The following is a 24,683-nucleotide window of genomic DNA, read 5'->3' on the forward strand; positions in this document are numbered from 1 at the left end:
GTTTTACATTTGTGGTATAGAATGCAGGAAGGGGATTCTGAATATTTTACCTGTCACGACGGCAATAGATTCAGACTGGTGATCCTAGCCAGCCAGAGGGCTCATGAGCTAAGCTCAGGGGCATGCACTGCGGTTGCACGCAGGGGAGACAAAAACACGGTGGTTGCCCTGCGCGAGATAGTTGGCAAACAGCTGGACCTCGCTGCAGTTTTTAGGCTGGCAGTAAATAGGTGCAAAAAGTATCTTGAAGAGTTTACCAACGCGAGGGAGCTTGCTGCTGCGCGCAGTCAAGTATCTTCCAAGAGCGCGCCGGGCCAAGAGATAGGTAAGAGCTTCAGGGAAAAAGATCCCAGTTCCGCATTCCTTGATCAGGAGAAGTTCCTCTCAGGAGGTGGCGAGGAGGGCTTTTAGCAAGCAACGTACGTACGCCCAGCGGTTCGTACAGATCGCTGGTGTGGGGTTTTTGTCTCTTTGCCAGTTGCACGAGATGGTGCTTAGCGAGTTTGGTACCCATCATGGATAAACGTGAGCTGGATGGTTTTGGCCTTGATGATGATCGGTGGTGGAAATCTGTTGCTGAGCTTGCTCGCCCCATCACCGGAAGTAAGGGGGGAGCCGCTGGCAAGAAGTTGGTGAGCGCGATCAGGTCTGGAAGCGGGCCTATGGGCCGTGTGGGCGGATGCAGTGAGCATGTGCATATCCAAGAAGTGAGTGCAGTCACAACCCAGGGCGTGGCAGTCGGGGGTCAAGTCCGGAGGCGTGTATCGCCGGGTGGGCTGTATGCCTGCACAGAAGAGTCTGGGTTGTTTTCCAGTATAGATGCCGGAACCAAGGCTAGAGTTGACAGGGGAAAGTATCCGATAGATAAGGTCATAGATCTGCACGGACACAGCGAGGCCTCCGCACGTGATAGTCTGGTGGAGTTTGTAAAGAGCAGTTTTCAATCTGGGCACAGGTGCATACGCGTTATCACAGGATGGGGAAGCAAAAATTCCGGCAATAACAGCATCAAAAGCAATTTACACAGGTGGTTACAGCTGGACTCCATAGTTGATATGGTGCTCTACTACAGGCAGGCAATTCCCGCACATGGGGGAAAAGGCGCATTTTATATCCTATTGAGAACAAACAAGAAGGCGTGACGCCTGTTCTATCCTAAACCCGGCTGGCATGCCTGAAAGGCGGCGTGCACCCCTGCAATATACACCATACCCACTTGTGTGATACTCATCGCTGTTCACAACCTAAAAAAGATGGGCACCCTGCCATAGGGGTGTTGTGCCTCGATGCAAAAGGGTATATACTCCACCCGGGTTCTAGGTTTTTTATGGATTATTCCGGAGTATATCCGTCATCCTCTAAAGTGTACGTGCGTGGGAATTTGTATTCTGACGTTAATGTTGGAATGCGTAAGGTTGCCATAAAAAACGGAATGTCTGAGTTTCTTGTGTACGATACAGGCGGGCCCTACACTGACCGCGAGGCCAAGCTGGATATCAAGTCTGGCATACGAAAGTTAAGAAGCACTTGGATCGAAAACAGGCGTGATACCTCCCCCGTCCAAAGGAGTTTTGTTCCCAGTGGTAGTTCATGCACTAGGTATCAAAAAGCAGCAGAGAATGTCCTGCGGAAAACTGCCGGGGGTAGCCCGGTCACACAGCTGTTTTATGCCCAAAATGGCATTATAACACCAGAAATGGAATACGTAGCTATTCGTGAAAATGCGCTTCGCATGCAGGTAGGTTCCTCGGAAACTGGTGCTGCTGCGCACCAGGAGATCACTCCGGAGTTTGTGAGGCAAGAGATAGCAGCAGGAAGGGCAATAATCCCGGCAAACATTAATCACCCAGAATCCGAACCCATGGTAATTGGAAGGAATTTTCTGGTCAAAATAAACGCCAACATCGGGAACTCAGCTGTGCTTTCCGGCATTGAAGAAGAAGTGAAAAAGATGGCGCTTGCCGTCGCGTACGGAGCGGACACAGTTATGGATTTGTCCACAGGGAGTGACATACACAACATCAGAGAATGGATAATAAGAAACAGCCCAGTGCCCATAGGGACGGTGCCTATATATCAAGCACTCAACAAGGTAAAAGGGGTTGTTGAGAATCTGAGTTTCGAGGTTTTCAAAGAGACGATAATAGAACAGGCGGAGCAAGGCGTGGATTATTTTACCATCCATGCCGGCGTACTGAAAGACTACATCAAGCATGCCCGCGGTCGGGTTACAGGAATAGTCTCCCGAGGCGGCGCTATTATGGCCCAGTGGTGCTTAGCGCACAACAAGGAGAATTTTTTGTACACACATTTTGATGAGATCTGCGAAATCATGGGCAGTTACGATGTTGCCTTCTCTCTAGGAGATGGGCTGAGGCCCGGCTCCATAGACGATGCGAACGATGAAGCACAGTTTCTGGAACTGAAAACCCTCGGGGAGCTGGTCAAGGTGGCTTGGCACCATGGTTGCCAGGTAATGGTTGAAGGCCCCGGACATGTGCCCATGCATCTCATAAAAGAGAACATGGAAAAACAGCTGCACCTCTGTAGCGAGGCACCATTTTACACCCTCGGCCCGCTCACGACTGACATAGCACCGGGTTATGACCATATCACTAGTGCTATAGGCGCAGCGATGATCGGGTGGTACGGCACTGCAATGCTGTGTTACGTAACTCCAAAAGAGCATTTGGGGCTGCCGAATATTGATGACGTAAAAGCGGGGGTGATATCCTACAAAATTGCAGCACACGCCGCCGATCTGGCAAAAGGAAATCCATCCGCTTATGCTAGAGATTACGCGCTGAGCCAGGCAAGGTTTGATTTCCGATGGTACGATCAGTTCAATCTCTCGCTAGACCCATTAACTGCAAAGTCGCTACACGATGAATCCCTGCCCGGCAAGGGAGGCAAAACTGCAAATTTCTGCTCCATGTGTGGGCCGAAATTTTGCTCAATGAAACTGAGCAAAGAGTTGGTAGACCAATAGGCTGCAGTCGCGAGGAAGCCGCTGTATCGAAAAATTGCTAGCAGGCGTCAGGCTGAAGCCATTGTAGACGCGTGCCGGTCCAGCGTGCTGCGCATCGCGAGTTTTTTCCTCGCAACTTGGAAGCGGTGCCTGCCGGCATTTAAGCTCCCTACAATTTGCAGTACGCTCTTCAGTACCTCTCCTTTGCGCTCACCACAATTTACATAAAAATCGGCAAAGTTGCGCCTACTCCCGCGCGGCATTTGCAAAGAGAGTAAAAACTCTATCTCTCGCTCCGAAAGGCCACGTTGCCTCAGTCTATGCCATTGCAGGGATTTATGAACGTCAACATTTATAACGAAGTCACAACATCGCCAGAATCCCGCCTCCAGCAGCAAAGGAACATCCAACACCGCATAATCGCGCCCTATTTTACTCTGCTCCAGAATGAATTTACGTTGTTGCCTCAACACAATGGAGTGCACAATGGACTGAAATTCCAGCCACAATGGGCCATAAGAAAAAAAATGCTTGGACAGCCTCTCCCGAGAAACCACCCCGTTGCATATGCAATCAGGGAAATACTTGGCTACCAAGCCAGTGATTGTAGCATCACCGGAATACATGCTATGTACAATTTTGTCGGCATCAAAAACGGCAGCGTTGCAAGATTGGGCAAACATGGCAGCCACCGTGCTCTTACCTGAACCCGCGCCTCCACTAAGCCCAAAAACTATCATATGAGCACCATACATTACAGTACCGATATACCACAGCAGACGCATAGCACACTAGACATAACGCGCTACTATGCCATAACTGCCATAACCGCATGCGTTCCGATGGAGCCCCTAAGCAGTCCTGGACCGTGGCAGCGTTTGAATCTAAGTACATCTTTTCGGCGCAATAGCCCAGGAGGAGTGCGCCCTTAAGCCAAAAGTTTGCCAGACATTACAGCAGCCAAACGTGCATAACTGGCTAACCGCGGACGGGAGGCATTATGTAAATCTTCGATGGGGCACAGTTAAATAAGCGCAGAGATTGGTCCCACACCATGGGGATGCACGAAGCTATTTTCGCGATATAAAACGCATGTTACTTTGAATTATTGAACGAATCTGTAAGCATCTAGGACGTGCTGCACCTGTTGTAATCGTTGTAACCGTGAGGTGTGACAGTGTGGCGCACATAGTGGCCCTGGTGGGAACACGCAACAAATTCCTGGACCCATGCAACTGGTTTGCATCCACACAGTTGAGCATTAGTGCGTACCTGTTGTAACATCAAGGATATGAGCCCTCGCGGCCGAGGCGGTTTTTGGTTGCTCGTATAATCTAATAGGCAACATCATCAATGGTCGTGTGTGCGGCGTGCAAGTGCGGCCCGGTCACATGTTGAAAAGCGTGCATTTTTCCACTAAAGTGCTGTACCCGTGGCTGGTTTTTTCGTGGACAAGCGGTGCAGTAACATCTCACCGATGCCAGGTTTGTGTTGTAATGTTGTAAAATGCAGCGAGTTGTTGAAGCACTGAGGAAAGAGCAGATAGTCTGCTTCCCGACCGATACTCTATACGCCCTGGCATGCAGCGCATTGAGCGCAAATTCCGTGCAGCGGCTATATGAAATCAAGAGGCGCCAATATCACAAGCCCATACCCATACTGCTGAATAGCTTGGCCGCGATCAGAAAATTTGCCTCACTTAAGGACGAGGACTGGGGTATAATCGAGCGCCTATCGCCCGGGCCAGTCACGTTTGTGGTGCCGTTGCATGACACCCAAAGTTTGCCAGGTGAGTTTTTTAGAGGTACCGTTGGCGTGCGGATACCAGACCACGCAATGGCCCGCACAATATTGGAAGAGTTTGGAGGGCCGGTAGCCGCTACCAGCGCAAATCTGTCTGGGATGCCGGGTGCAAGACGCGCTATGGAAATCCCACAGGAAATACGTGACTGTGTGTCAGAGCTTATGGAAGATGATTCTGCAGTTGGTGGCATGTGCTCTACAGTCTTCGATGTACAATCGCGTAAGGTATTGAGAATCGGCATGTTTTCTGAGCACAAAATTGCTGGTATTGTTAGGTCTTGCGGGGGAACATCGTAATGGATTCAGTTATAGGACACGCCGCACAAAAACGCGCTCTGCTCGCGAATAGCAGCGCTGTGACGTGGCTGCTATGCGGAAGGCGGGGTATAGGAAAGTCCAGGTTGTCTCGCGCCTTTGCCAAGCATGTGACAGGTTCCGTAGAATTAGAGTCAGACCCAGACGTCATGCTCATTGATAACGCCACTGAGCCAATAAGCGTGGATAAGGTCCGGGAAATGAGGCGCTTTTTGCATATGACCGCTATAAGGTCTAAGCGTAAAGTGGTAATAGTGGATAGCATTGATGATTTAAGCGTAAGTTCCACCAACGCAATGCTCAAAACCCTGGAGGAACCACCCGCGGGCTCGTTGATACTGCTTATTAGCCATAACGTACATCGCGTCCCGGTAGTTGTTAAATCCAGATGCGTGATACTACCGCTGCATGAGCTAAGTCATGAGGAGACGAAATTGGTGATTGATAGCAATTTTCCCGATATGCAGCAGCTAAGCGATAAAATAACACGCATATATCCGGGAATTCCAGGTATGGTTACGGAGGATATAGAAAAGGAAATATTGCTATACGAAAACCTTATTTCGGTAATACATAAAACAAACCCCTCAGTCATTGGAAGCATATTAGAAACAGATCTACCGCTACACAAGGTAGAATATATCGTGCTGAGGGCTATATCAGACATTATCTGCGATGCTGTAAACGCGGGCACGAAAGATGAGCAGCGTGACGATTGCACCGTGACAGATATGCTAGGTAGATATCACAAAGCCCAGGAAATATTCCGTGCAGCACGCACCATGCACCTCCAAAGGGATGTTACTATCTTCAGAGTCTTAGAAATAGCGACCAATAGTGCGTCTATAGGATAAAAAGGATTAATATATTCCCAAATGCGCTACCAGAGCTTGTATACACACAGTGCCGGCACCGATAGTATGGTGTATATGCCCTGCGTTTATTACATAAAGTCACCGACACTTAACAATGCGTTAGGTAATAGCGACAAATTTAGTTGACTATACGAACTAACCTAATATCCTAGGTCCAATTAACTTATGTCAAGTTAGGGGTTTTACTTATGAGTAAGGAGATCATAGTCAGGGCATTGATGTCAAATCTGGGCTTCACAAAGAAAGATTCGAGCAGTGCCTACGATGTGGTTATGTCAGCGGTTAAGACTGCGCTGGAAACTAACCATTCCATCCGTCTTCACAACGTTGGCACGCTGCACGTTATTCAGTGCGCCGAGAAGAAGTATCACAATCCCAAGACTGGACGTCTTGAAACTCTACCTCCAAAAAGAAGGGTGAGGTTCAGGTCTAGTAGAAAGTTGTTGGACACGGTAAATGTGTAGAGACACTGCTGCGCTTGCCTTTTGTTTGTTGTAGGTGACGATCTGGGGGCGGTTTCCTCCGTGTGTGTGTTTCTTTGAGCTTGTTTCTTAGTTTGTGTTGCCCGTGGCGTCTTGTCGGGTGGTTGGTTCGGGGTCCGTCCCGGTGCTTCTGTGTGGGCGTGTGTGGCGTGCTGTCGTTCGTTTTGGGCGTGGGCCTCCGTGGCGGTTTTGGCTGGTTAGGCGCGTTCGCGTTGTGGGGGCCTGCATCGCCCCTTGTTGTGTCGTGGCCTGCACGTAGTTCTCGGGCGTTCCTTGTTGTGGCGCACGTGGGTTCCGTGCTGCCTTGTTGTCTCCGTTCGCGCTGCGACCTGCGTTCTTGGTGGGTGGCACGTTGTTGCTTGTCGTGCGTCTGCGTGGCGGGGGTGGTTAGTCCGTCTGCGGCGTGTGTTGCTTTTGCAGGTGCCCTGCACTCTGCTCTGAACAGGAAGTCATCATTACTCCACTGTTCGCACTTTACGTTGTAGTCTGCATACTCGTAAATGGCGCACCGCTGCTTGTTGCGCGCCTGCAGTGGCGTATGCAGTTGTGGCTCTTTGTCGCCTTTGTTGATGCCTTGTACTTCATCCTGAATCGGAATGTGGCCGTCGTTGTCTAGGTGTACGTTCTTCACATAACTTAGTGCCGAACTCGCAGATCGGCATTAGCCGGCCACGCAATTCAGGCGTGCCCCCGGCTCGCGAGGCATGAAATAGCGTCCTACACTTCTTCAGTTCCAGGTGTACAAGTGCTACCTCATTCCCCCTCCAGCTTTTCACTGTACCAGACGTGTACATGTTCCGCCAGGAGGTGCATTAGGCGCTGTGTCTTGAAATGATTTTTTTCATATTCCGAACCGCGCTCCCGACTCCGTGCAGTAAAGACTCACATATCAAAAAATGCCCGACATTAAGTGCGGACACATGACTAATTGTGGCTATCGTAGCAGCAGTGCTGTAGTCTATACCATGCCCAGCATGGCACTCCATCCCCTGTGCATGGCTATAGGCCGCTGCACAGGCTATTTTTTCAAGTTCGCTCTGTGACTTATTTAAACAATAAGCCCCCACATGTAGTTCCACCTTATCCGCGCACAATTTTTTCGCATAATCCACCTGTTCCTCCTCCGGCTCGATAAACAAAGTGACGCCAATACCGCTCCGCCGCAAATCTGATACAACAGGTGCAAGCGCATCGAAGGCACCCTTCGCGTCAATACCAGACTCCGTGGTAATTTCTTCCCTTTTTTCTGGAACCAAGCAAACATATTGCGGCGCCACCTCTTTTGCAATCTCCAGCATCTCACGTGTGGCAGCCATTTCAAGATTCAAAGGAACCGCTAGGTGCCTTTTCAGCGCAAAAACATCACCATCTTTTATATGCCTGCGATCTTCTCTGAGATGAACAGTGATAAAATCTGCACCACATTCCACAGCCTCACTGGCAATCTTCACAACGTCAGGATAGGTAGTGCCTCTAAGATTGCGCAAGGTAGCCACATGATCGACATTAACGCCAAGCTGCACAACATTCTCCCCAACACCGCATGCGGTGACAATGGTAAAGCAAAACCATGCAATTTTACACAATTATGTTGTCACGCATATCAACATGGTGCTCGAGCTCCGTGCTCCGCAGTGGCATCATGTTGCAGCATTTTACCCTGCTGCAACATATATACACTTGGCCGTCTCGCGCTGTTTATAGCAAGTTCACCTGTCGCGTGGCTAACACAAATCGAACTGCAGCTTTACACACATACTACGCGGACTGGTGCGCACTCCTCCTGATTTGCGTAGAAGATGCAGCGCAAACCTTCCACCTGACAATACTCCACCCTCTGCGCCGCTTGAGTAGGAATTTTAAATCTGATACGCGCTCATTTTCCATGTAAACCGCAAATGGCATTCTTAAGACGTTATACACATAACCTCGGCGCTCCAGCAAAACCATCGGTAGCAACTTGCAAAGCTCCGTCCATCTGTACCACTTATGCATGGTTGACAAGGTATCAGAGCCTGCTATCCACACAAACCTGGTTTGTGTATACCTCTTCTGCAAGTTTGTGACCACCTCATAGCTGTACGGACTACCCGCACACATCACCTTCATGTCCATCCGGCCCGAAATAATGCGCTCGACCATGGATATCCTATCTGCCAAACTGTGGGCACTCTTCGATTTTTGAGGGTTGACCGTCACAATCCACCACACAGCATCAAGCCGCAGTAGTTTTGCCAGCTCGCTCGCGACGTGCAAGTGCCCCTCATGCGGGGGATCGAACGACCCCCCAAATATCCCAACTACCACAAAGTACCTTCTGCAATGGCGGCACGTCGGTATTCAAGATCATAATTAATTCGGTTGCAATACATTTGTGCTAACCCTACACTCACTTCGTTGGCCGCGCGTGTTGCGTGTTGCGCGGGAGCCTTAGGCAGGGGTTTGTATAACTCTCCAACTTCAGTCGTATGGCCTCTCCGGTAGCCGCTTCGTGTCGCGTTTGCGGGTTAGGTGTCACACATAGTTAAGCAGGAGGTATACCAATGCGGGCCTTAATGGATGCGGAAGGGGTTTTTGCAGCATGTACAACTGTAAACAGCAAGGTAGACAAGGCTGTTGAACAGGCCATATCTGATGAGCTTGAAAAGCTTGTACGTGAACGGGACCACAGCATCAGTAGCATGCAATACTTAAATGAGCTTGCACGTTCAGAAGCAGGACAGGCAGCTATAGGAACTGCGCAGAATAAGTTTTTGAAAAATGTGATAGAGCCCACAATCGAAAGCGCATTCGGCAACACAAAAGCCGCGGCTCTCCGCACATACATTGACTCAAAGCTACCTCAAGATGACAATGAGGCCAGGTTTAATCTGGCGCTGGCGATGCACAAGCTTGCACAGTTAAAAACTCCCACAGATTATGTACGTTCATTGGACGATGAGGATTTTCAGAAGCTTGTTGCCTTCGTTGATGTGGCGTCTAACATCGCCAATACATTGTCCGAAGATGAACTGCAAGAAGTACAACGCAAACGCGAGGCGCTATATAGCGGACAAAAAGCCTCTTTCACGGAGTCTATGGCAGAGAGGATGAAGCAAGCTGTCGGAGGCGAGGGCGACATAGGGGCCATGGCCAAAAGCGCGCTGAAGTTCGTGCAGAACATGATACAGACTAAGAAGCCTCCAAGAAGCTCCGATGTGGTGTGTACCGAACTTCTGAGCAAAGGAGCAAGCGCGGCTATGCTCGTGTGCGCCCTATGTGTCGTCGGCAGCGGGGGAATGGCGGCTGCTTTATTCCCGATACAGGCCGCCCTTGCCGTAGTGGGAGCAATGAGGACAATAACTGCTGATGAGAAAGACACCGCCGGGATACACAACCCGTTGGGCGGGTTTACCACCCCAAGGATGTTCTCCGAGGCTGAGCCAAGGCAAGATTTGAAGGACCGTAAGGCGGATGAAACATTCGCACTCAGGGAGGAGCGTAAGAAATCCGCAGTTGAAGTCAATACAGACCTCAGAAATCGTAGCAGCTAGTAGAGGGCGAGTAACATTGCTGTTTGTCACCATACAGTAGGTGAAGCTAGACACCGGCCCACCGTCCCGTCGTAATCGGCACTGGCCACACAACAATCACAAGGAGTGGCAATATTATCACTCAGCTATCTGAGCATGCGAATCAGGAGATTTATATCGTCAGCAAGCTTGGCGTCATCTTCCATGAACTTTTCTATCTGCTTCACGGCATGGATAACCGTTGCATGGTCCCTCCCCCCAAAGCTTTTACCGATGTCAGGCAGACTTTTCTGAGTGAGCCGTTTCGCCAGGTACATAGCAACTTGTCTCGGTCTGGCCAGGGCCCGCAATCTTCTCGCGGAATACATATCCTCGAGCTTAATGCCAAAAAATTCGGCCACCTTCTTTTGAATCATACCAACAGTAACCAACCTGTGATTTGCCCTGAGCAAATCAGACAGTATGCCACTGGCAGACTCAATTGTAACGCTGCTACCAACCAAAGAAGAATGGGCTACAACCTTATTCAGCGCGCCTTCTAGCTCCCTGATGTTGGATTTTATGTTCTTGGCCAAAAATTCTAGAACTTCGTTGGGCACGTGCACACCCATCTTTTCGGTTTTAAGCTGCAGGATGCCAAGCCTCAGTTCGAAGGTGGTCTCGTTTATATCGGCAACCAACCCCCACCCCAAACGGGATTTTATTCTGTCCTCAACGCCGTCTAAATCGCTAGGGGACCTATCCGCAGAAATCACCAATTGCTTATTCTGGTCTATTAGGGCATTGAAGGTATGAAAGAACTCCTCCTGTGTGCTGTCCTTCCCGCTGATGAACTGTACGTCATCAACCATGAGGATATCGACCGAGCGAAACTGCTCTTTGAACAGCATGATATCCTTGCTCCGCAGTGCGGTAACATATTGGTACATGAATTTTTCAGCGGAGAGATACGCGATTTTCCGCTTCACAGAAGAGTTGAGTATATACCACGCTATGGCATGCATGAGGTGCGTTTTACCTAACCCCACTCCCCCGTATAGGAACAGCGGATTACTTCCAGGAATGGGGGCAGAAGACTCTGCAACCCTTCTAGCAGCAGCAAACGCCAATTCATTCGGTTTGCCAACGACGAAATTGTCAAAAGTAAACCTCGGATCCAGGGGGGAACTTAGGTGATCATAGGTGCCGCCCACCACTACCACGTGTGAGCCATCTACCACCCCATCGGAACGCTCAGTTGGCTGCGGCTGCATACCTGCACCATCACTGACGCAGATATCCACAGAGTAGACAGCATCGCTCTCATCCTGCCAATACTTGAGGATGCGCTCCAGATAGTGCACAAGGATCCACTCCTTGATAAACCTGGTGGGTACAAGCAACACGACCCGGCCGTTCTCGTTGCCGGAGTACACTAACGTACTCAGCCAACTATCGTATATTGCACTCCCGTAAAAATCCCGCAACTTTTTCTGAACACCGCGCCATGCCGCATCGCCTCCATCTTGCCCCTGCCTTTTGTGAACCACGCAGCGTTCAGTAGTTTCGGATACATCAACCATAAAGCCAAACCCAAATAATACACCACCTACTTTGTGTCACATAAGTCTTAATAAACGCACAGAGCATTATCGCATCATAACGCCCCCACAAAGAGTTTGACGGCAGTAGAGCGTAGCACGGCACCCATGCGCGCCAATTGCTGCACATTTACCAACAGTAAGCAACCCATGCACCATACACGAAGGACAACACACACCCAAAACTAGAACCCCTTGACATGCAAAGGGCAACGCTCAAACCTAGACTTCATCCTTAACGCGAGTTATGTCTGGAGCATCAGCATCCTTGATTCCCACAACATGATATCCAGAATCCACATGCAAGACTTCCCCGGTAGTCCCCCTACCCAAATCACTCAACAGGTACATAGCGGCACCTCCAACTTCTTCGATACTGGTATTACGTCTGAGGGGAGCATTATATCTATTCCAAGCCAATATGTAACGGAACCCGCCCAAGCCCGCAGCAGCCAAAGTACGCACAGGGCCAGCAGATATCGCATTCACCCTAATCTGCTTCTTGCCCAAATCAACCGCAAGGTACCTGACACTGGCCTCAAGAGCCGCTTTACAAACACCCATCACGTTATAGTTGGGAACCACCTTCTCAGCGCCGTAGTAAGAGAGAGTTAGAATACTTCCCCCACCTTCCATCATAGACTCAGCCCTGCGGGCGACGGCAGTTAAGGAATAGCAGGAGACATGCATAGACAGCAAAAAGTTATCCAGCGTGGTGTCTATGTACCTACCCTGAAGCTCATTGCGGTCAGAAAAAGCTACTGCGTGGACTATGAAATCTATGCTGCCCCACTCCCTCTCAAGCACGGAAAACATGCTATCAATGGACTCATGATCAGAAACATCACACGGCATGACCAACTTAGAGCCAACGGACTCAGCAAGCGGCTCTACTCTTTTCTTTAAAGCATCAGAAAAATAGGTAAATGCAACTTCGGCGCCATGCTCACAAACAACCTTAGCTATGCCCCAGGCCAGGGACCGGTCATTCGCAACGCCAATAATCACACCTCTTTTGCCACGCATCAGCCCACCGGTATGCACAGACAACCCACTAACTCTCAAAAACACATCGACGCGGGAGTGACGAGACTTGAACTCGCGACCTCAAACGTGACAGGCTTGCGCTCTAACCAACTGAGCTACACCCCCACAAGCCAAGCAGAATGCTAATGTCTTACAAATCCGTTGTCAATCACAGTTTTGCCGCGCACACGGATCGCGGAACATTGTATAACACGCACCTCTTGCGATAAATACTACGAGTACGATACAGCGCAAAGCGGCCCATAGCAGCCCATTGCAAGCAGGCATTGAGCAAAACATACAGACAAGAGGCGCATACCGCCTAAATACCGCAGGCAGTGCACCTGTGAAGCTACGATGCAATCACAGGCAGGTCAACAGTAAGCTACAGAAGAGCAATTGTGCACGGTACAGCGTTAAAATACCACCCCAGTATTGCAGCACAAGACGCTATAGCCCCACAGTAGCACACCGAAACCTTCAAAATGGCACGCGGTTAAGTGCGTACCGAAGCACCAAAAAATCGAAAGGTGGCAGTACGCACTCAGTCCTCGGCAAGTCGGCGTTTTATTAATGTATTCACAAGCCCCGGGTTTGCCTGACCGTTGGTCTCCTTCATAACTTTCCCAACAAAGTACCCCAAAAGTTTTGTTTTGCCCTGCCTATATTCCGCAACCTCATCGGGGCTCTCACTTATTATTCTATCCACTATAGGGGCCAAAGTTTCTTCACTGGTGATCTGGCACAAGCCCTGCTCACGCACTATATCGGAGGCAGATTTTTCTGTTTCAAACATCAACGCAAAAACTTGCTTGGCCATTTTCCCAGATATTGTGCCATCAGCAACCAAGTCTAACAGCTCCACCAGACGTCCCGCGCTTACGGGTGAATCCGCAATGCTTGACCCACGTTTATTCAACGCACCAAAAAGTTCTCCAGTGATCCACGGCACGGCCAAATCCGGGGCGTGCTTGGCTACGACAGACTCAAAATATGCTGACACGTCCTTGTCCGAAGACAAAATATCCGCGTCGTACCGTGATAGGCCGATGTCTTGCATATACCTACGCTTCTTCTCCGACGGAAGCTCAGGCAGAGACGCGCGTATATTGTCAATGAATGCCGTAGTGAGCTCCAACGGTAACAAATCCGGGTCTGGAAAATAGCGGTAGTCGCATGCATCCTCCTTCTCGCGCATAGATCTGGTAGTGCACGTATCAACGTCGAACAACATGGTACTCTGGCTGACTACCCCACCGCTCTCGAGCACCTCCACCTGTCTGCACGCCTCATGCCTTATTGCTTGGGCCAGATGCTTGATAGAATTGAGGTTTTTGATCTCAGACCTCGCACCCAGATTGCTATCACCAACTTTTCTGACAGAAACGTTCGCGTCACAACGCAAGGAACCGTTTTCCATGTCGCCATCGCAAGTCCCTATTGCGCGCAATATTATACGCAGTTTTTTGATGTACTCAGCAGCCTCTTCCGGAGATCGAAAATCGGGTGCAGACACAATTTCCATCAGGGCCACCCCAGCCCTGTTAAAATCTAGGTAGGTTTTATCCCCAACGTGCATACTCTTACCGGCATCTTGCTCCAGGTGGATTCTGGATATCCTGACGTCCTTACTACAACACTCGTCAAGTGTGATATACCCGTCAGTTGCGATTGGGAAGTAGAATTGCGTTATCTGATAGCCAGATGCAAGATCAGGATAAAAATAATTTTTTCGGTCAAAAACCGAGTATTTGTGAACTTCGCAAGAGAGCGCCAGTGAGGTCCTAACCGCCTGCTCCACACAACGGGCGTTCAGCACCGGCAAAGTACCCGGCATTGCCACGTCAAACAACGCTACCTGCGTATTGGGCTCGGAACAAAAACCCGTAGAGGCTCCGGAGAATAGCTTGCTATTTGAAATAACCTGAGCATGCACCTCAAGGCCTATAACCATCTCCCACTCGTGGGTGTTTCCCTTAATTATCCCAGTATTTGCCGCCACACTCGCCCCACATCAACCCTTTTTCAACAAGGCCGACACTTCCTTGGAAGCAATCACCTTCCCGTGCACAACGTACGACTCATGATTGTCATCAATTTTGGCAATCTCGTAGTAGTAATTTACCATAATGCCCATGGAACACGCTAGTCCCTTTTCTGACTTATCAGCCATCCAGTTTAGCCGCTTAACCGACGCGCCATTGCTGAGGTGAAAGTGCGCGACCTGGTCTAATACTCTGTTGCCCTTCTTTTCATTGACCAGGTAATGGGCGCACAATTTTAGGAACATTTCCTGTATTGGTAGAGCAAAGCTCCCATACTTACTGACCTTGCCCACAAGTGATTGTACCTCACCAAGAGTGTGCGTAATGCCCAATTTTTGTAGTATAACCACCTCATCCCGAGTCAGGCTCTTGAGCCACTGCACAAACCCAGGCACGGGAGAGAGCGTCACGTAGGTCTTTATATTGCGAAACTCGCAAGAAAGCCTCTCAACCACTCTTTTGATCAAAAAATTTCCCAGATTAATCCCACTCAGACCAACTTGAGTATTTGAGATCGAGTAGAAAACCGCAACCTTGGCATCGGCAGGATCTTTCTTAGGGATGCTGCCATCCAGCAGTGCCTGCACGTTGTCCGCCACAGTGTCAACCAAGGCAACTTCCACAAATATCAGCGGCTCCCCCGGCATTTTGTAGTGAAAAAATGCGAAACACCGACGGTCGGAATCCAACCTGTAGTGCAGATCATCCCAGGAGGATATTGCATGCACCGCCTCGTAGAATATTAGCTTTTCCAGTAGTGATGCCGGAGAATCCCAGGTTATTTGATGCAAATCTAACAAGCCAACATCAAACAGCGAAGACAGTACACTCTTTAAATCTCTTTCAAGCGCGAAAAAATCTTCTCCCTTTCTGATTAGCGTAACCACATCGGCCCGCATATCTACAAGAAATTTCACTCCCTCCGACAGAGACATAAACTGCCTAAGAATGGCCAACCTGGGAGAGAGCAAAACTGAGATGAGCTCGAACTTAAGTTTTTCCTCGAGCTCTGCGTTACTATTGTTTACATATGCACTGATCTTGCGGTTTATATCTTCCTTACTGGAGTTGAACTGGTCATTCAACATACGCAGAAACTTGGCCTTGCCCACATCAGACAGGTGCAGGTAGAGATTTCCAAGGGATATAGTATTGTGCCTCGCCTTAACTTCCCCACCCTTCGGGCTAACACACTCCTGCATTTTCCCAAGAAGCTTGTCCATATCCTGGCTTCTGGCAAGATCGCTACTTATGTTGCCAACCCAGGACATGACAACATCGGTCACCTCACCGACGACCCTTGCCACACTGCTAAGTGTTCTATGCTTTATCTTGAGCAACGAGCTTTCCACGCAAGCTAGAAGGCTAATACAAACCTTGCAGTTTTATAACATTTAGCAGACTCCGTCCATCTATACTTCGCCCGTTATGGTGCATAATCCGTGCCAACCGCGCTTATGACCCCGACGTACGGGTGAGGCCCACAACAAAAGCTTGAACTGGATACCTTACACGGTTAAGATTGTGCGCACTTCTGGTACTTCGGTTCGGATATATGTCCTCGCTTGGTGTTAATAAGGTAATCCTGATTGGGCATCTGGGGAAAGACCCAGACGTTAGGGTTATGCAAAATGGCAAAGAAATGGCAAGTTTTTCCCTGGCAACTTCTGAGAGCTGGCTAGACAAGGCGTCTGGGGCACGCACCGAAAAGACGGAGTGGCACAGCATAGTCGTGTTCAGTGAGGGGCTCGTTCGCGTTGTGAAGACCTGCGCACGCAAGGGCAGTAAGGTCTATATAGAAGGCTCGTTGCGCACTAGGAAGTGGTCAGACCAGAACGGCAACGATAGGTACACTACAGAGGTGGTGCTGCAGGGGTTTAACTCAGCACTCTGTTTGCTTGATCCTAGGGGAGGTGGTGCTACACCGGATGAATTACAGAACGCTGTAGACCCGCACGAAGAGCCTGGAATGTGTGCGGCGGATGTCGGCCTACCTGAAGACGCCGCAGTCGAAGAGGCCAGCTTTGCGGACGAAGACATGGACGAAATACCCTTCTGAGAGGATAGCCCGCATCAGCTAGTGGCTGGACTGCAACCAGCGTATTAGGAGCTAATCTAGGCGCTAATCAGCTGTGTAGGTGCCCGGGCGTGGCATCACTTCTGCCGCATTAGAGCGGCAGGAATGCTGGAAACTCATGGAGAGCAGTGCTGGCGCCTTCATTGCGCAGCTAAATTACAATGCAAGGGATGTGCAAGGCAACTTCGAAAAGATATTTGCAGGGTACGAAAAAGCTGTAAGTAGCGGGTCGGCAGTAAACCTGCTACGGATGCACTTCCATAACGCGTCCAGTGTGCAGCAGGACCACATTTACGAAACCTCAGGCACCCTCAGCCTCAGCCACTTCCGTCCCCCCCCCCCCTTCTCCGGAAAGCACAAACTTGTACGATCCACCTTCAACCCGCAGGAAAAGCGCAACCATTGCGAAGACTATGACGGCGAAGAAGATCAGGTAAAATGCCGGAACGGCATCTAGCCCAGTTGCATGGGAAAGCCACAGACAAATAGCGGGGGAGAGCGCACCTACAAGGTACCCGGCACCATAGGGGATTGAAAAACAAGTTTGCCGCGCACCCACTGGGAAAATTAGCACAACAAACGGTGCATACCATCCTACGTACGCGCCAAGCATTATATGGTACACAATAAGGGCCATCATGTGGCCTTTGTAGATGAAGTGCACAACCGGATATATCGCAGCTACTATAAGGGCCAACAAGACCAAAAAGCAGCGCCTTCTCCTGTTAGCATCAGACACAAACAGACTGCTGCAGCTCGCAAGCGTCATAAGTAACAACAAAACCGAATACTCCCAGATACCTGACCTGTGGCTCATGTCCATGTAAACCATGGATAAGTAAAAAAACCCAGAGGCGAGCGCGCTCATCGTGAACACCAGTAGTACGCCACCGGCGTTCTTTAGCAGAGATTTGGGGATGTTTTCCTTGCGCCCAGTTGCTTTATATTCCACATAATCCGGGCTTTCGTGAATTTTAGAGCGAAGGTAAGGCAGCAGACAGCTAACTGCACCCGCAACCAAAAATGGAATTCTCCACCCCCACTCGTGCATCTGGGCTTCCGTAAAAGCGGCCTCGCATATCTTCAGCACAACTGTGCCCAGAAGTATCCCAACGTTGAAAAATATCAACCTTACTACCCATACCGTCTTCACCTTGCTCTTATCAACACTTTCAGCCATCAACACAGTGCCACCTATTTCCGCACCATATGCGAGACCTTGAACCATCCTTAGCACGACAAGCACAATGGGGGAAAGGCTCCAAGTTTTAGGAGTTGGAAGGATCGCCATGGAGAAGACTGACCCTATCAGCATGCCAGCGGAGATATTGAGTGCCAGCCTCCTCCCCATCTTATCACCCAAATAACCGAACACTGTTGCGCCCATTGGCCGTGCGATAAAAGCAGCTGCAAAGGTCAAAAACCCTACAAGCCTAGACAGGTACGTGGAACCATTTCCTTTACCAGATAGGACACCTTGCGAGAAAAATACTTTGCTAATTGTAGAGTTGAGCGCTGTGTAAGCGGCAAAGTCATAATACTCTATTGCCACACACAGCAGCACAGCAAGCACAACTTCGTTCAGGCCAGTAATTCTTTTCCAGAGTTTGTACACGAACCAGCACACCATGGGGTAACCCGGCAGTTTAGCACAGGGGGTGTATGTGCTCAAACAATATTGCTACAATAGCACATCTACCGGAAACAAGCAGCAGGGGCGCTAATAGCACCTAACACAGCCATTTTCTGACACATTCGGTGTAGTGCCCACGCGGTTAAAGCGCACAAGACGCGCTAGGCGTACGCATCACCACCCGCATCTATAAAACCTCAGGTGCGTGCTTTCAGCCCATAAGCTTCCGGTGCGGGGCTGTTACTTTCCCCCCCCCCCCTTCTTCTGGAAAATGCAAACTTGTATGATCCACCTTCAACTCGCAGGAAAAGCGCAACCATCACGAAGACTATGACGGCGAAGGAGATCAGGTAAAATGCTGGGGCATTGTCGAACCCGGTAGCATGAGAAAACCACAGACAAATCGCCGGGGAAAACCCGCCCACAAGGTACCCCGCGCTGTAGGGAATCGAAAAACACGTCTGCCGCGCACCCACCGGGAAAATTAGCACAACAAATGGTATACACCATCCTATGTACGTGCCAAGCATTACGTGGTACACAATAAGGGCCGTCACGTCACCCTTATAGATGAAGTGTACAATTGGATACGTCGTAACTATTATAAAGGCCAATAGGACCAAAAAGTAACTCCTTCGCTTGTTAGCATCAGACACAAGCAGGCTGCTATAGTTCGCAAGTATCATAAGTAATAACACAACCGAATACTCCCAGATACTTGACCTGTGACTCAAGTCCATGTAGACCATGGATAGATAAAAAAACCCAGAGGCAAGCGAGCTCATCATGAGCACCAGCAGCACTCCCCCAGCGTTTTGCAGTAGAGATTTGAGAATGTTTTCCTTACGCCCAGTTGCTCTATATTTCACATAATCTGGGCTTTCGTGAATTTTAGAGCGGAGGTAAGGAAGCACACAGCTAACTGCACCCGCAACTAAAAACGGAATTCTCCACCCCCACTCGTGCATCTGGGCCTCCGTAAAAGTGGCCTCGCATGCCTTCAGCACAAATGTGCCTATAAGTATCCCGACGCTAAAAAATGTCAACCTTACCACCCATACCGTCTTCACCTTGCTCTTATCAACGCTTTCGGCCATCAATACAGTGCCACCTATCTCCGCACCGTATGATAATCCCTGAATAATCCTCAACACAATAAGTACAATGGGGGAAAGGCTCCAAGTAGCGGGAGTTGGGAGGATCGCTATGCAGAAGACCGACCCTATCAGCATGCCAGCAGAGATGTTGAGCGCCAGCCTTCTGCCCATCTTATCGCCCAAATAACCGAACACTGTTGCGCCCATCGGCCGTGCGACAAAAGCAGCTGCAAAGGCTAAAAAACCAACAAGCGTGGACAGGTACGTGGAGTCCTCTCCTTGGCCAGACAGGAAAACGCCTTGCGAGAAAAACACTTTGCTAATTGTAGAGTTGAGCGCCGTGTAAGCTGCAAAGTCATAATACTCTATTGCCACGCACAGCAGCACGGCGAGCACAGCCTCGTCCAGGCCAGTAATTCTTTTCCAGAGTTTGTACACGAACCAGCACACCACGTGGCAGCTCACCAGTTTAGCATAGGGGGTACGGGTATTCAAATAATTTTCATCCGGCACACCCCACACCTGGCAGCGCACACAATACGCGCATCTACCGCGAAAAACAAGCAGCTTACACCCCGGCATTTATGCTGCTAACAGTAAACCCGCTACTACGGATCACCACTTTCTGACGCAGATTTGGCACGAAGCCATTTTCGGCATTCTACAGAACGAGCACAGGAGAGATATGTGCGCTCAAGTGATATCGCCACCAAGTGTGGCACACAACTGATGCGTCTAACCCTTCACGCTTCAGCATTTGGGCACAGCACGCCTCCACGTATTCTTGACAGAAGCTCATATGCAGAAAAGGTAGAAAAGTCTTCCCGGGGTGAAAATGGCGTCATTCGCTCTGCATATCGCAGCAAGAGTTCCTTGAAACCTTGTTTTGCAGCATGTATAACCTCGGCACAATCCTCCACCTGCACCACTTCAACTGTCCACGGGGCTATTTTCCAATACGCGAAAGAGGCCACGTTCGCTCCGGTACTCTCCGCAACACATACAGCATCTACTATGGCTCTTGACGCAAATCCACATCGCATGTCAGCCTTAGAAGGCGCCGCGCCAACCTTGTTGCACGCAACCATAACGCTGCCATCTTTCATATACTCTACCCTATCACACCGGGCGATTACTTGTATTTCTTCACTTACGTGCCAGACAAAACTTTTTCCCGACTCGGTACGGGAGGCTGCGGATCTGCGTTCACTGTCTACCACAAAAAAGTTACGCGCCATCTCCTTAAACTTCGGCCACCATAGCACATGCGCGTACGGATGGGTAACGGCAATGGCATCAAACTGACGCTTTGCTATCTCCAACAGAAGATTATAATCTCCAGCCTCCGTTCCAATGCTCACTAGATATTCACGCAGGATCTTGTGTGCAATAATGTTGAAACCCCGCACTAAATGTTGCGTGTTTACAGTCTTGGTGGGAAACATCTTCAAAATGTACTGTACATAGAACACGTACGGATTGCTGATCAGGGTGTCTACAGCCTTTGCAGTAAGAACAGACATCGCCTTTTTTCTGACGTCCAACCCAGGATTGGGGGCCGATGCACGATACGGATCGGTAACGACATTGCTACCGACAACAGCCTGGGTGGCTGCATAGCGCTCGGTACGATCTTTTAGTAGAAAAGTGAGATATCTAATCCAAATCGGCTCTGCCACCGCCACGCCAAAGCTTTTAGCTGATTTCGTAATGCGAAGCTTCTTTGCATAAAAAAAGCTGTACAACACATACATCATGCGCCCACAGTACTCTTCCAAAAGAGGCAGGCCTAATCTTTCACGCGCCCAGTTGTTAAGTAGGTGGCTGCAGCGTGGTTTGAACTCGGCTTCGCTGAACCCCGCGAGTACCGCAGCGTCTCTGGTCGCAAGATTGACCCCAAACAATTTGTTGCGCTCTACCGTAAAGAAGGCCCGTACCAATAGAGTGCACACTTCTTTGTAGCTCGTCAGAGAAAATACCGCCACGCCCATGCAATAGTTATCAAACAAGGAAAAAAATGTGCATATTTTATTCAGCGCGTGCGTGCATTCACTGGTGTCTAGCTTGTTCATCAATCTTTCTAGGCACTGAACATGCGCGGCAGCTATTTCACCAATCGTGGAGCCTTCGCGCACATTAATCATCGGTGATATTGCTTCAACAACTTTGCGCCAAAATTCTTCCAACTGCTGAAACTCTTCCCTAATGGCACTGCCTATTGCTTCAAAGCCTGTAGCCGAGTGTCCTCTCACTACTCTAATTTCAAACTCGGCCAGCAGTTTGCAATATTCGTCAGCATCGTATCCAAGCCTCACTAGTGGATGCTTAAGCATACACAGCAGCTGCACCGCATCCCCGGACGAAACCACTACCTCAATTGAACACAGCACCAGCGCGGAGATTATCTCGTCATAATCGCAATAATTCGCACCAATACGCAACAGCGCATCTACCCTGGCAGCGAGCGAGTCACTCCCAACAAACGTGACGCTCTTCCCTTCCAAAAATCTAATTGTGTCCTTATCAACATCGACCGCCGTCTGAGTGGGCTTTGCACTCGCAGCCCATCCACTGATACGGGAAAATTCGGCCTTCGCACCACAGTGTGCTTCTGTTGTGCATGACTTCAGAATTTCCACAACTTTAACAGCCTCCTCGGCCTCAGAGGAACACGCAATGAGCTCAATATCCTTCCCAGTGCCATAGTCCATTGCCAGGTGACTGGTTAGCTCAAAATTAAACAGCCGCTCAACTACGTGATTCACCTTAACTTGGCCAAGCCTCTCCACCTCATTTCTACCAACGCCAAGATCTTTCAGTAGCTGCATGACGTAGTATTGGTAATGCTCGCTGTGCAGAGTTTGCCATTCACGATCAGAAAGCCCGAGATCAACGTACGGGAGCACAATTACGGCATCCGAAACGCTGTGCATGAGCAGCCGGAGAAAGCGTGTAAATATTTTGCCAAACACAATCCCTGCCACCATAACCCTCCTGCCGGACCGCTCAAAACCCTCTACAAGTGGGCCAATGCCGCACCCCGATGGGGCCAAGCCGCAGCTTTTACGCTCCTGCTCCCACCACGGCACCAGATCGCACAAAAAATCGACCATGCGACAGCGTCCGGAAAGCTCATCATCACCGAAAACTTGCAATGCATCCGGCCCCACACAATTTGTGTGCAATTCATCCAATAGGAGCGACAGCTCGCTTGCTATCTGTAGCGGGTAATCTGCGCGGTGGGCGGCGTTCCACTGTGCCACAAATTGGGCCAGCAGTAAAAGTTGCCCTGCCGCACTCATAGAGGCATCGTAAGCGGTGGCCGCACACCCATCAACGCTTGTAAATGCCAGAATGTCGAGGTTGGCGCCATGTGCCGTAAGCTTGGATACTTCATGGCTGAGTAGTTGTGCATCCGTCGAACTAGGCACTACTACTGCGTCTATCCGGTGCGCAATCGCATACCGTGCAACCGTTTCTACAAACGATTCACTGCAGTGTACAGTCAAAACCCTGGCGTTCATAAGCTTGAGTGTTACAAACACACTAGCGCACATGTTACGCGAGACCGCTCCAGGGCACAATGTTTACGCAGCCGTGTGACAGCGAGGGAAACCCTGTTACTATCCCGCCACCGGAGCAATGCTCAGTATGGGGGCCATTCTACTTATTATTCTCCCCACAACCGGCGCAGACACGGCACCACCCGTAACTTTTGAGCCTTTGGGCTCGTCAATCATCACCATGATCGCATATTTCGGCTCAGAAATGGGAAATATACCCAAAAATGATGCCAAGTTTGCGTCCTTGCGGTACCTACCATCCATGACTTTCTCCGCCGATCCCGTCTTCCCTCCAACCAGATATCCCTTGACGTTTGCCCGCTTGCCAGTCCCGCGTTCAACCGCAAATCTCAGTAGCTGCTTAACTTTGCGCGATGTCTCGCTGCTCACTACTCTCCGACCCTCCGTCCCTTTTCCGAAGATAAGCGTGGCATCATGCATGATGCCGTCATTTACGAGCCCAGCCGCAGCCTGCACAACGTGCACCGGAGTAACTGCAACTCCATATCCGTACGAAGCCGTAGCAACGGTGCTGTTACCCCACTCTCTGGGGAAAATTGGGAACCCCACCTCCGGAATTTCCAAGCCCAAATCTGACAGCAAATCCATCCTCTCAAAGTACTCCAGCTGAATGTCTTTACCCAAATCCATGGCGATTTTTGCCATACCTACATTTGAAGACTGCGCAAAAATTTCTCTCACGCTCAACACCGGGCTGCGCGACTTGTACATATCGTTGACCTTGTACCTGCCAATGATAAAAGGCTGTGAGACATCATACGTATCTTCAACTGAGACTTTGCCGGAGTCTATGGCGCTTGCTACCGTGAATAGCTTAAACACAGAACCCATTTCATACACACCCAAGGTCACTCGGTTAAATTTTTGATAGTTTTCGGCTTTTGAGCGGTTATTGAGGTCAAAATCTGGCAAACTCACTGCAGCGAGGATTTCACCATTCCTCACGTCCATTACGATCCCAATCCCCGCAGCCGCGTTATACTTCTCCATCTGGCGCAGTATTTCTTCTCTTACAACATTCTGCACTCTAACATCTACTGACAGCTTGACGTCGCCCTGCACACCGAATATGTCTGCATATCTCTCTATACCTGAAATTCCCCTACCATCCGGGTCAACATAGCCTAGTATGTGAGAGAGCAAGTTGTTGTGCGGATATACGCGCTTGACTTCCTGCGTTAAGTGTAGCCCCTTCAACCGCGCCTCTTTGATCTCTGCCGCTTCTGTGGAAGTTATGTCACGTTTAATCCAAATAAACTTTTTCTTCGGCGACAGCAGCCTGCGTATACGCTCACTATCATCGTGCAGAATGGCCGATACTTTTTCTATCACCAATTCAGGATTGGACATCACAGTCGTATCGGCAGAAAGCGACACCGTGGCTATATCCGTCGCAAGTATTTCACCATTGCGATCTAGTATAGTGAACCGACCTTTAGGCTGCGCATTCTTGCTCACCGCGGGTTTGATCTCCTCGTGCGGCACAGCCGTGAGCGTTATCAACCTAAATGTTATGATAATAAAAAAGACCACGAAAGGAATCGTAGCGCACAGAAGCCGCTTTTTACTCTTATTAAGGGTTTCATTCCGCAATTCACAGCGGTCAAAAATTTGCCCCACGTGGTCCATGTTGAACTTCCCAACTAAAACCTTCGAAGGTTAGACGCTACGCTTGGCTGCATCAAC

The 24,683-nt window shown here is 49.8% G+C and carries 19 protein-coding genes and 1 tRNA gene; 8 read left to right on the plus strand and 12 right to left on the minus strand.

Going from position 1 to position 24,683, the window contains the following annotated elements:
- Positions 1-21: 21 nt before the first annotated feature.
- The 3 genes from rpoZ (at position 22) to thiC (ending at position 2,989) form a co-directional block, all read left to right on the plus strand.
- Complete coding sequence (gene rpoZ / locus ACIS_RS03580; RefSeq protein WP_041651238.1) at positions 22-411, plus strand: DNA-directed RNA polymerase subunit omega; 390 nt, start codon at positions 22-24, stop codon at positions 409-411.
- A 104-nt stretch (positions 412-515) separates the two neighbouring features.
- The gene (locus ACIS_RS03585) at positions 516-1,142 is read left to right on the plus strand and encodes a Smr/MutS family protein (protein ID WP_012880838.1); all 627 of its coding nucleotides are present in this window, start codon (positions 516-518) and stop codon (positions 1,140-1,142) included.
- Between the two features lie 44 nt (positions 1,143-1,186).
- The gene (gene thiC, locus ACIS_RS03590; protein WP_012880839.1) at positions 1,187-2,989 is read left to right on the plus strand and encodes a phosphomethylpyrimidine synthase ThiC; all 1,803 of its coding nucleotides are present in this window, start codon (positions 1,187-1,189) and stop codon (positions 2,987-2,989) included.
- A gap of 47 nt (positions 2,990-3,036) precedes the next feature.
- Here the strand turns inward: thiC and coaE are convergent, their stop codons facing one another.
- A complete protein-coding gene (gene coaE / locus ACIS_RS03595) occupies positions 3,037-3,708 on the minus strand; it encodes a dephospho-CoA kinase (RefSeq protein ID WP_238523251.1) in 672 nt (223 codons plus the stop codon).
- Between the two features lie 766 nt (positions 3,709-4,474).
- Here coaE and ACIS_RS03600 point away from each other — a divergent pair.
- The 3 genes from ACIS_RS03600 (at position 4,475) to ACIS_RS03610 (ending at position 6,425) form a co-directional block, all read left to right on the plus strand.
- Positions 4,475-5,068: an L-threonylcarbamoyladenylate synthase gene (locus tag ACIS_RS03600; RefSeq protein WP_010267410.1), complete on the plus strand. Its 594-nt coding sequence runs from the start codon at positions 4,475-4,477 to the stop codon at positions 5,066-5,068.
- Entirely contained in the window at positions 5,068-5,940 is an 873-nt protein-coding gene (locus tag ACIS_RS03605; RefSeq protein WP_012880841.1) for a DNA polymerase III subunit, read from the plus strand. The genes ACIS_RS03600 and ACIS_RS03605 overlap by 1 nt, the downstream gene beginning before the upstream one ends.
- Positions 5,941-6,149: 209 nt before the next feature.
- Positions 6,150-6,425, plus strand: coding sequence for an HU family DNA-binding protein (locus ACIS_RS03610; RefSeq protein ID WP_010263991.1), 276 nt, complete (start codon positions 6,150-6,152; stop codon positions 6,423-6,425).
- Positions 6,426-7,255: 830 nt separating this feature from the next.
- On the opposite strand, the gene ACIS_RS03615 is transcribed toward ACIS_RS03610, so the two are convergent.
- Positions 7,256-7,966: a pyridoxine 5'-phosphate synthase gene (locus tag ACIS_RS03615; protein WP_041651556.1), complete on the minus strand. Its 711-nt coding sequence runs from the start codon at positions 7,964-7,966 to the stop codon at positions 7,256-7,258.
- A 235-nt stretch (positions 7,967-8,201) separates the two neighbouring features.
- The gene (gene nadD / locus ACIS_RS03620; protein ID WP_012880843.1) at positions 8,202-8,750 is read right to left on the minus strand and encodes a nicotinate (nicotinamide) nucleotide adenylyltransferase; all 549 of its coding nucleotides are present in this window, start codon (positions 8,748-8,750) and stop codon (positions 8,202-8,204) included.
- A 236-nt stretch (positions 8,751-8,986) separates the two neighbouring features.
- On the opposite strand from nadD, the gene ACIS_RS03625 reads away from it, so the two are divergent.
- A complete protein-coding gene (locus tag ACIS_RS03625; protein ID WP_012880844.1) occupies positions 8,987-9,976 on the plus strand; it encodes a hypothetical protein in 990 nt (329 codons plus the stop codon).
- Between the two features lie 125 nt (positions 9,977-10,101).
- Here the strand turns inward: ACIS_RS03625 and dnaA are convergent, their stop codons facing one another.
- The 5 genes from dnaA to ACIS_RS03650 all read right to left on the minus strand — a co-directional run bounded on the left by dnaA (position 10,102) and on the right by ACIS_RS03650 (position 15,958).
- Complete coding sequence (gene dnaA, locus ACIS_RS03630) at positions 10,102-11,517, minus strand: chromosomal replication initiator protein DnaA (protein ID WP_012880845.1); 1,416 nt, start codon at positions 11,515-11,517, stop codon at positions 10,102-10,104.
- 240 nt (positions 11,518-11,757) lie between these two features.
- Positions 11,758-12,561: an enoyl-ACP reductase FabI gene (fabI, locus tag ACIS_RS03635; protein WP_044051808.1), complete on the minus strand. Its 804-nt coding sequence runs from the start codon at positions 12,559-12,561 to the stop codon at positions 11,758-11,760.
- A 52-nt stretch (positions 12,562-12,613) separates the two neighbouring features.
- Positions 12,614-12,687 (minus strand) — tRNA-Asp (locus ACIS_RS03640).
- A 418-nt stretch (positions 12,688-13,105) separates the two neighbouring features.
- Positions 13,106-14,563, minus strand: a complete 1,458-nt coding sequence (gene gatB / locus ACIS_RS03645) for an Asp-tRNA(Asn)/Glu-tRNA(Gln) amidotransferase subunit GatB (RefSeq protein WP_012880846.1) — start codon at positions 14,561-14,563, stop codon at positions 13,106-13,108.
- Between the two features lie 12 nt (positions 14,564-14,575).
- Complete coding sequence (locus tag ACIS_RS03650) at positions 14,576-15,958, minus strand: malonyl-CoA decarboxylase (RefSeq protein WP_012880847.1); 1,383 nt, start codon at positions 15,956-15,958, stop codon at positions 14,576-14,578.
- Between the two features lie 203 nt (positions 15,959-16,161).
- Between ACIS_RS03650 and ssb the strand changes: the two genes are divergently transcribed.
- A complete protein-coding gene (gene ssb / locus ACIS_RS03655; protein WP_012880848.1) occupies positions 16,162-16,665 on the plus strand; it encodes a single-stranded DNA-binding protein in 504 nt (167 codons plus the stop codon).
- A 319-nt stretch (positions 16,666-16,984) separates the two neighbouring features.
- Here the strand turns inward: ssb and ACIS_RS03660 are convergent, their stop codons facing one another.
- The 4 genes from ACIS_RS03660 to ACIS_RS03675 form a co-directional block, all read right to left on the minus strand.
- Positions 16,985-18,298 (minus strand): MFS transporter, encoded by a 1,314-nt coding sequence (locus ACIS_RS03660; protein WP_238523252.1) that lies wholly within the window; start codon positions 18,296-18,298, stop codon positions 16,985-16,987.
- Positions 18,299-18,513: 215 nt separating this feature from the next.
- Positions 18,514-19,851, minus strand: a complete 1,338-nt coding sequence (locus ACIS_RS03665) for an MFS transporter (RefSeq protein ID WP_238523253.1) — start codon at positions 19,849-19,851, stop codon at positions 18,514-18,516.
- Positions 19,852-20,156: 305 nt separating this feature from the next.
- Entirely contained in the window at positions 20,157-22,937 is a 2,781-nt protein-coding gene (locus tag ACIS_RS03670; protein ID WP_238523254.1) for a PD-(D/E)XK nuclease family protein, read from the minus strand.
- Positions 22,938-23,036: 99 nt separating this feature from the next.
- Complete coding sequence (locus ACIS_RS03675; protein ID WP_012880852.1) at positions 23,037-24,626, minus strand: peptidoglycan D,D-transpeptidase FtsI family protein; 1,590 nt, start codon at positions 24,624-24,626, stop codon at positions 23,037-23,039.
- Positions 24,627-24,683: the final 57 nt, after the last annotated feature.

The organism is Anaplasma centrale str. Israel, from assembly GCF_000024505.1.
GTDB lineage: Bacteria > Pseudomonadota > Alphaproteobacteria > Rickettsiales > Anaplasmataceae > Anaplasma > Anaplasma centrale.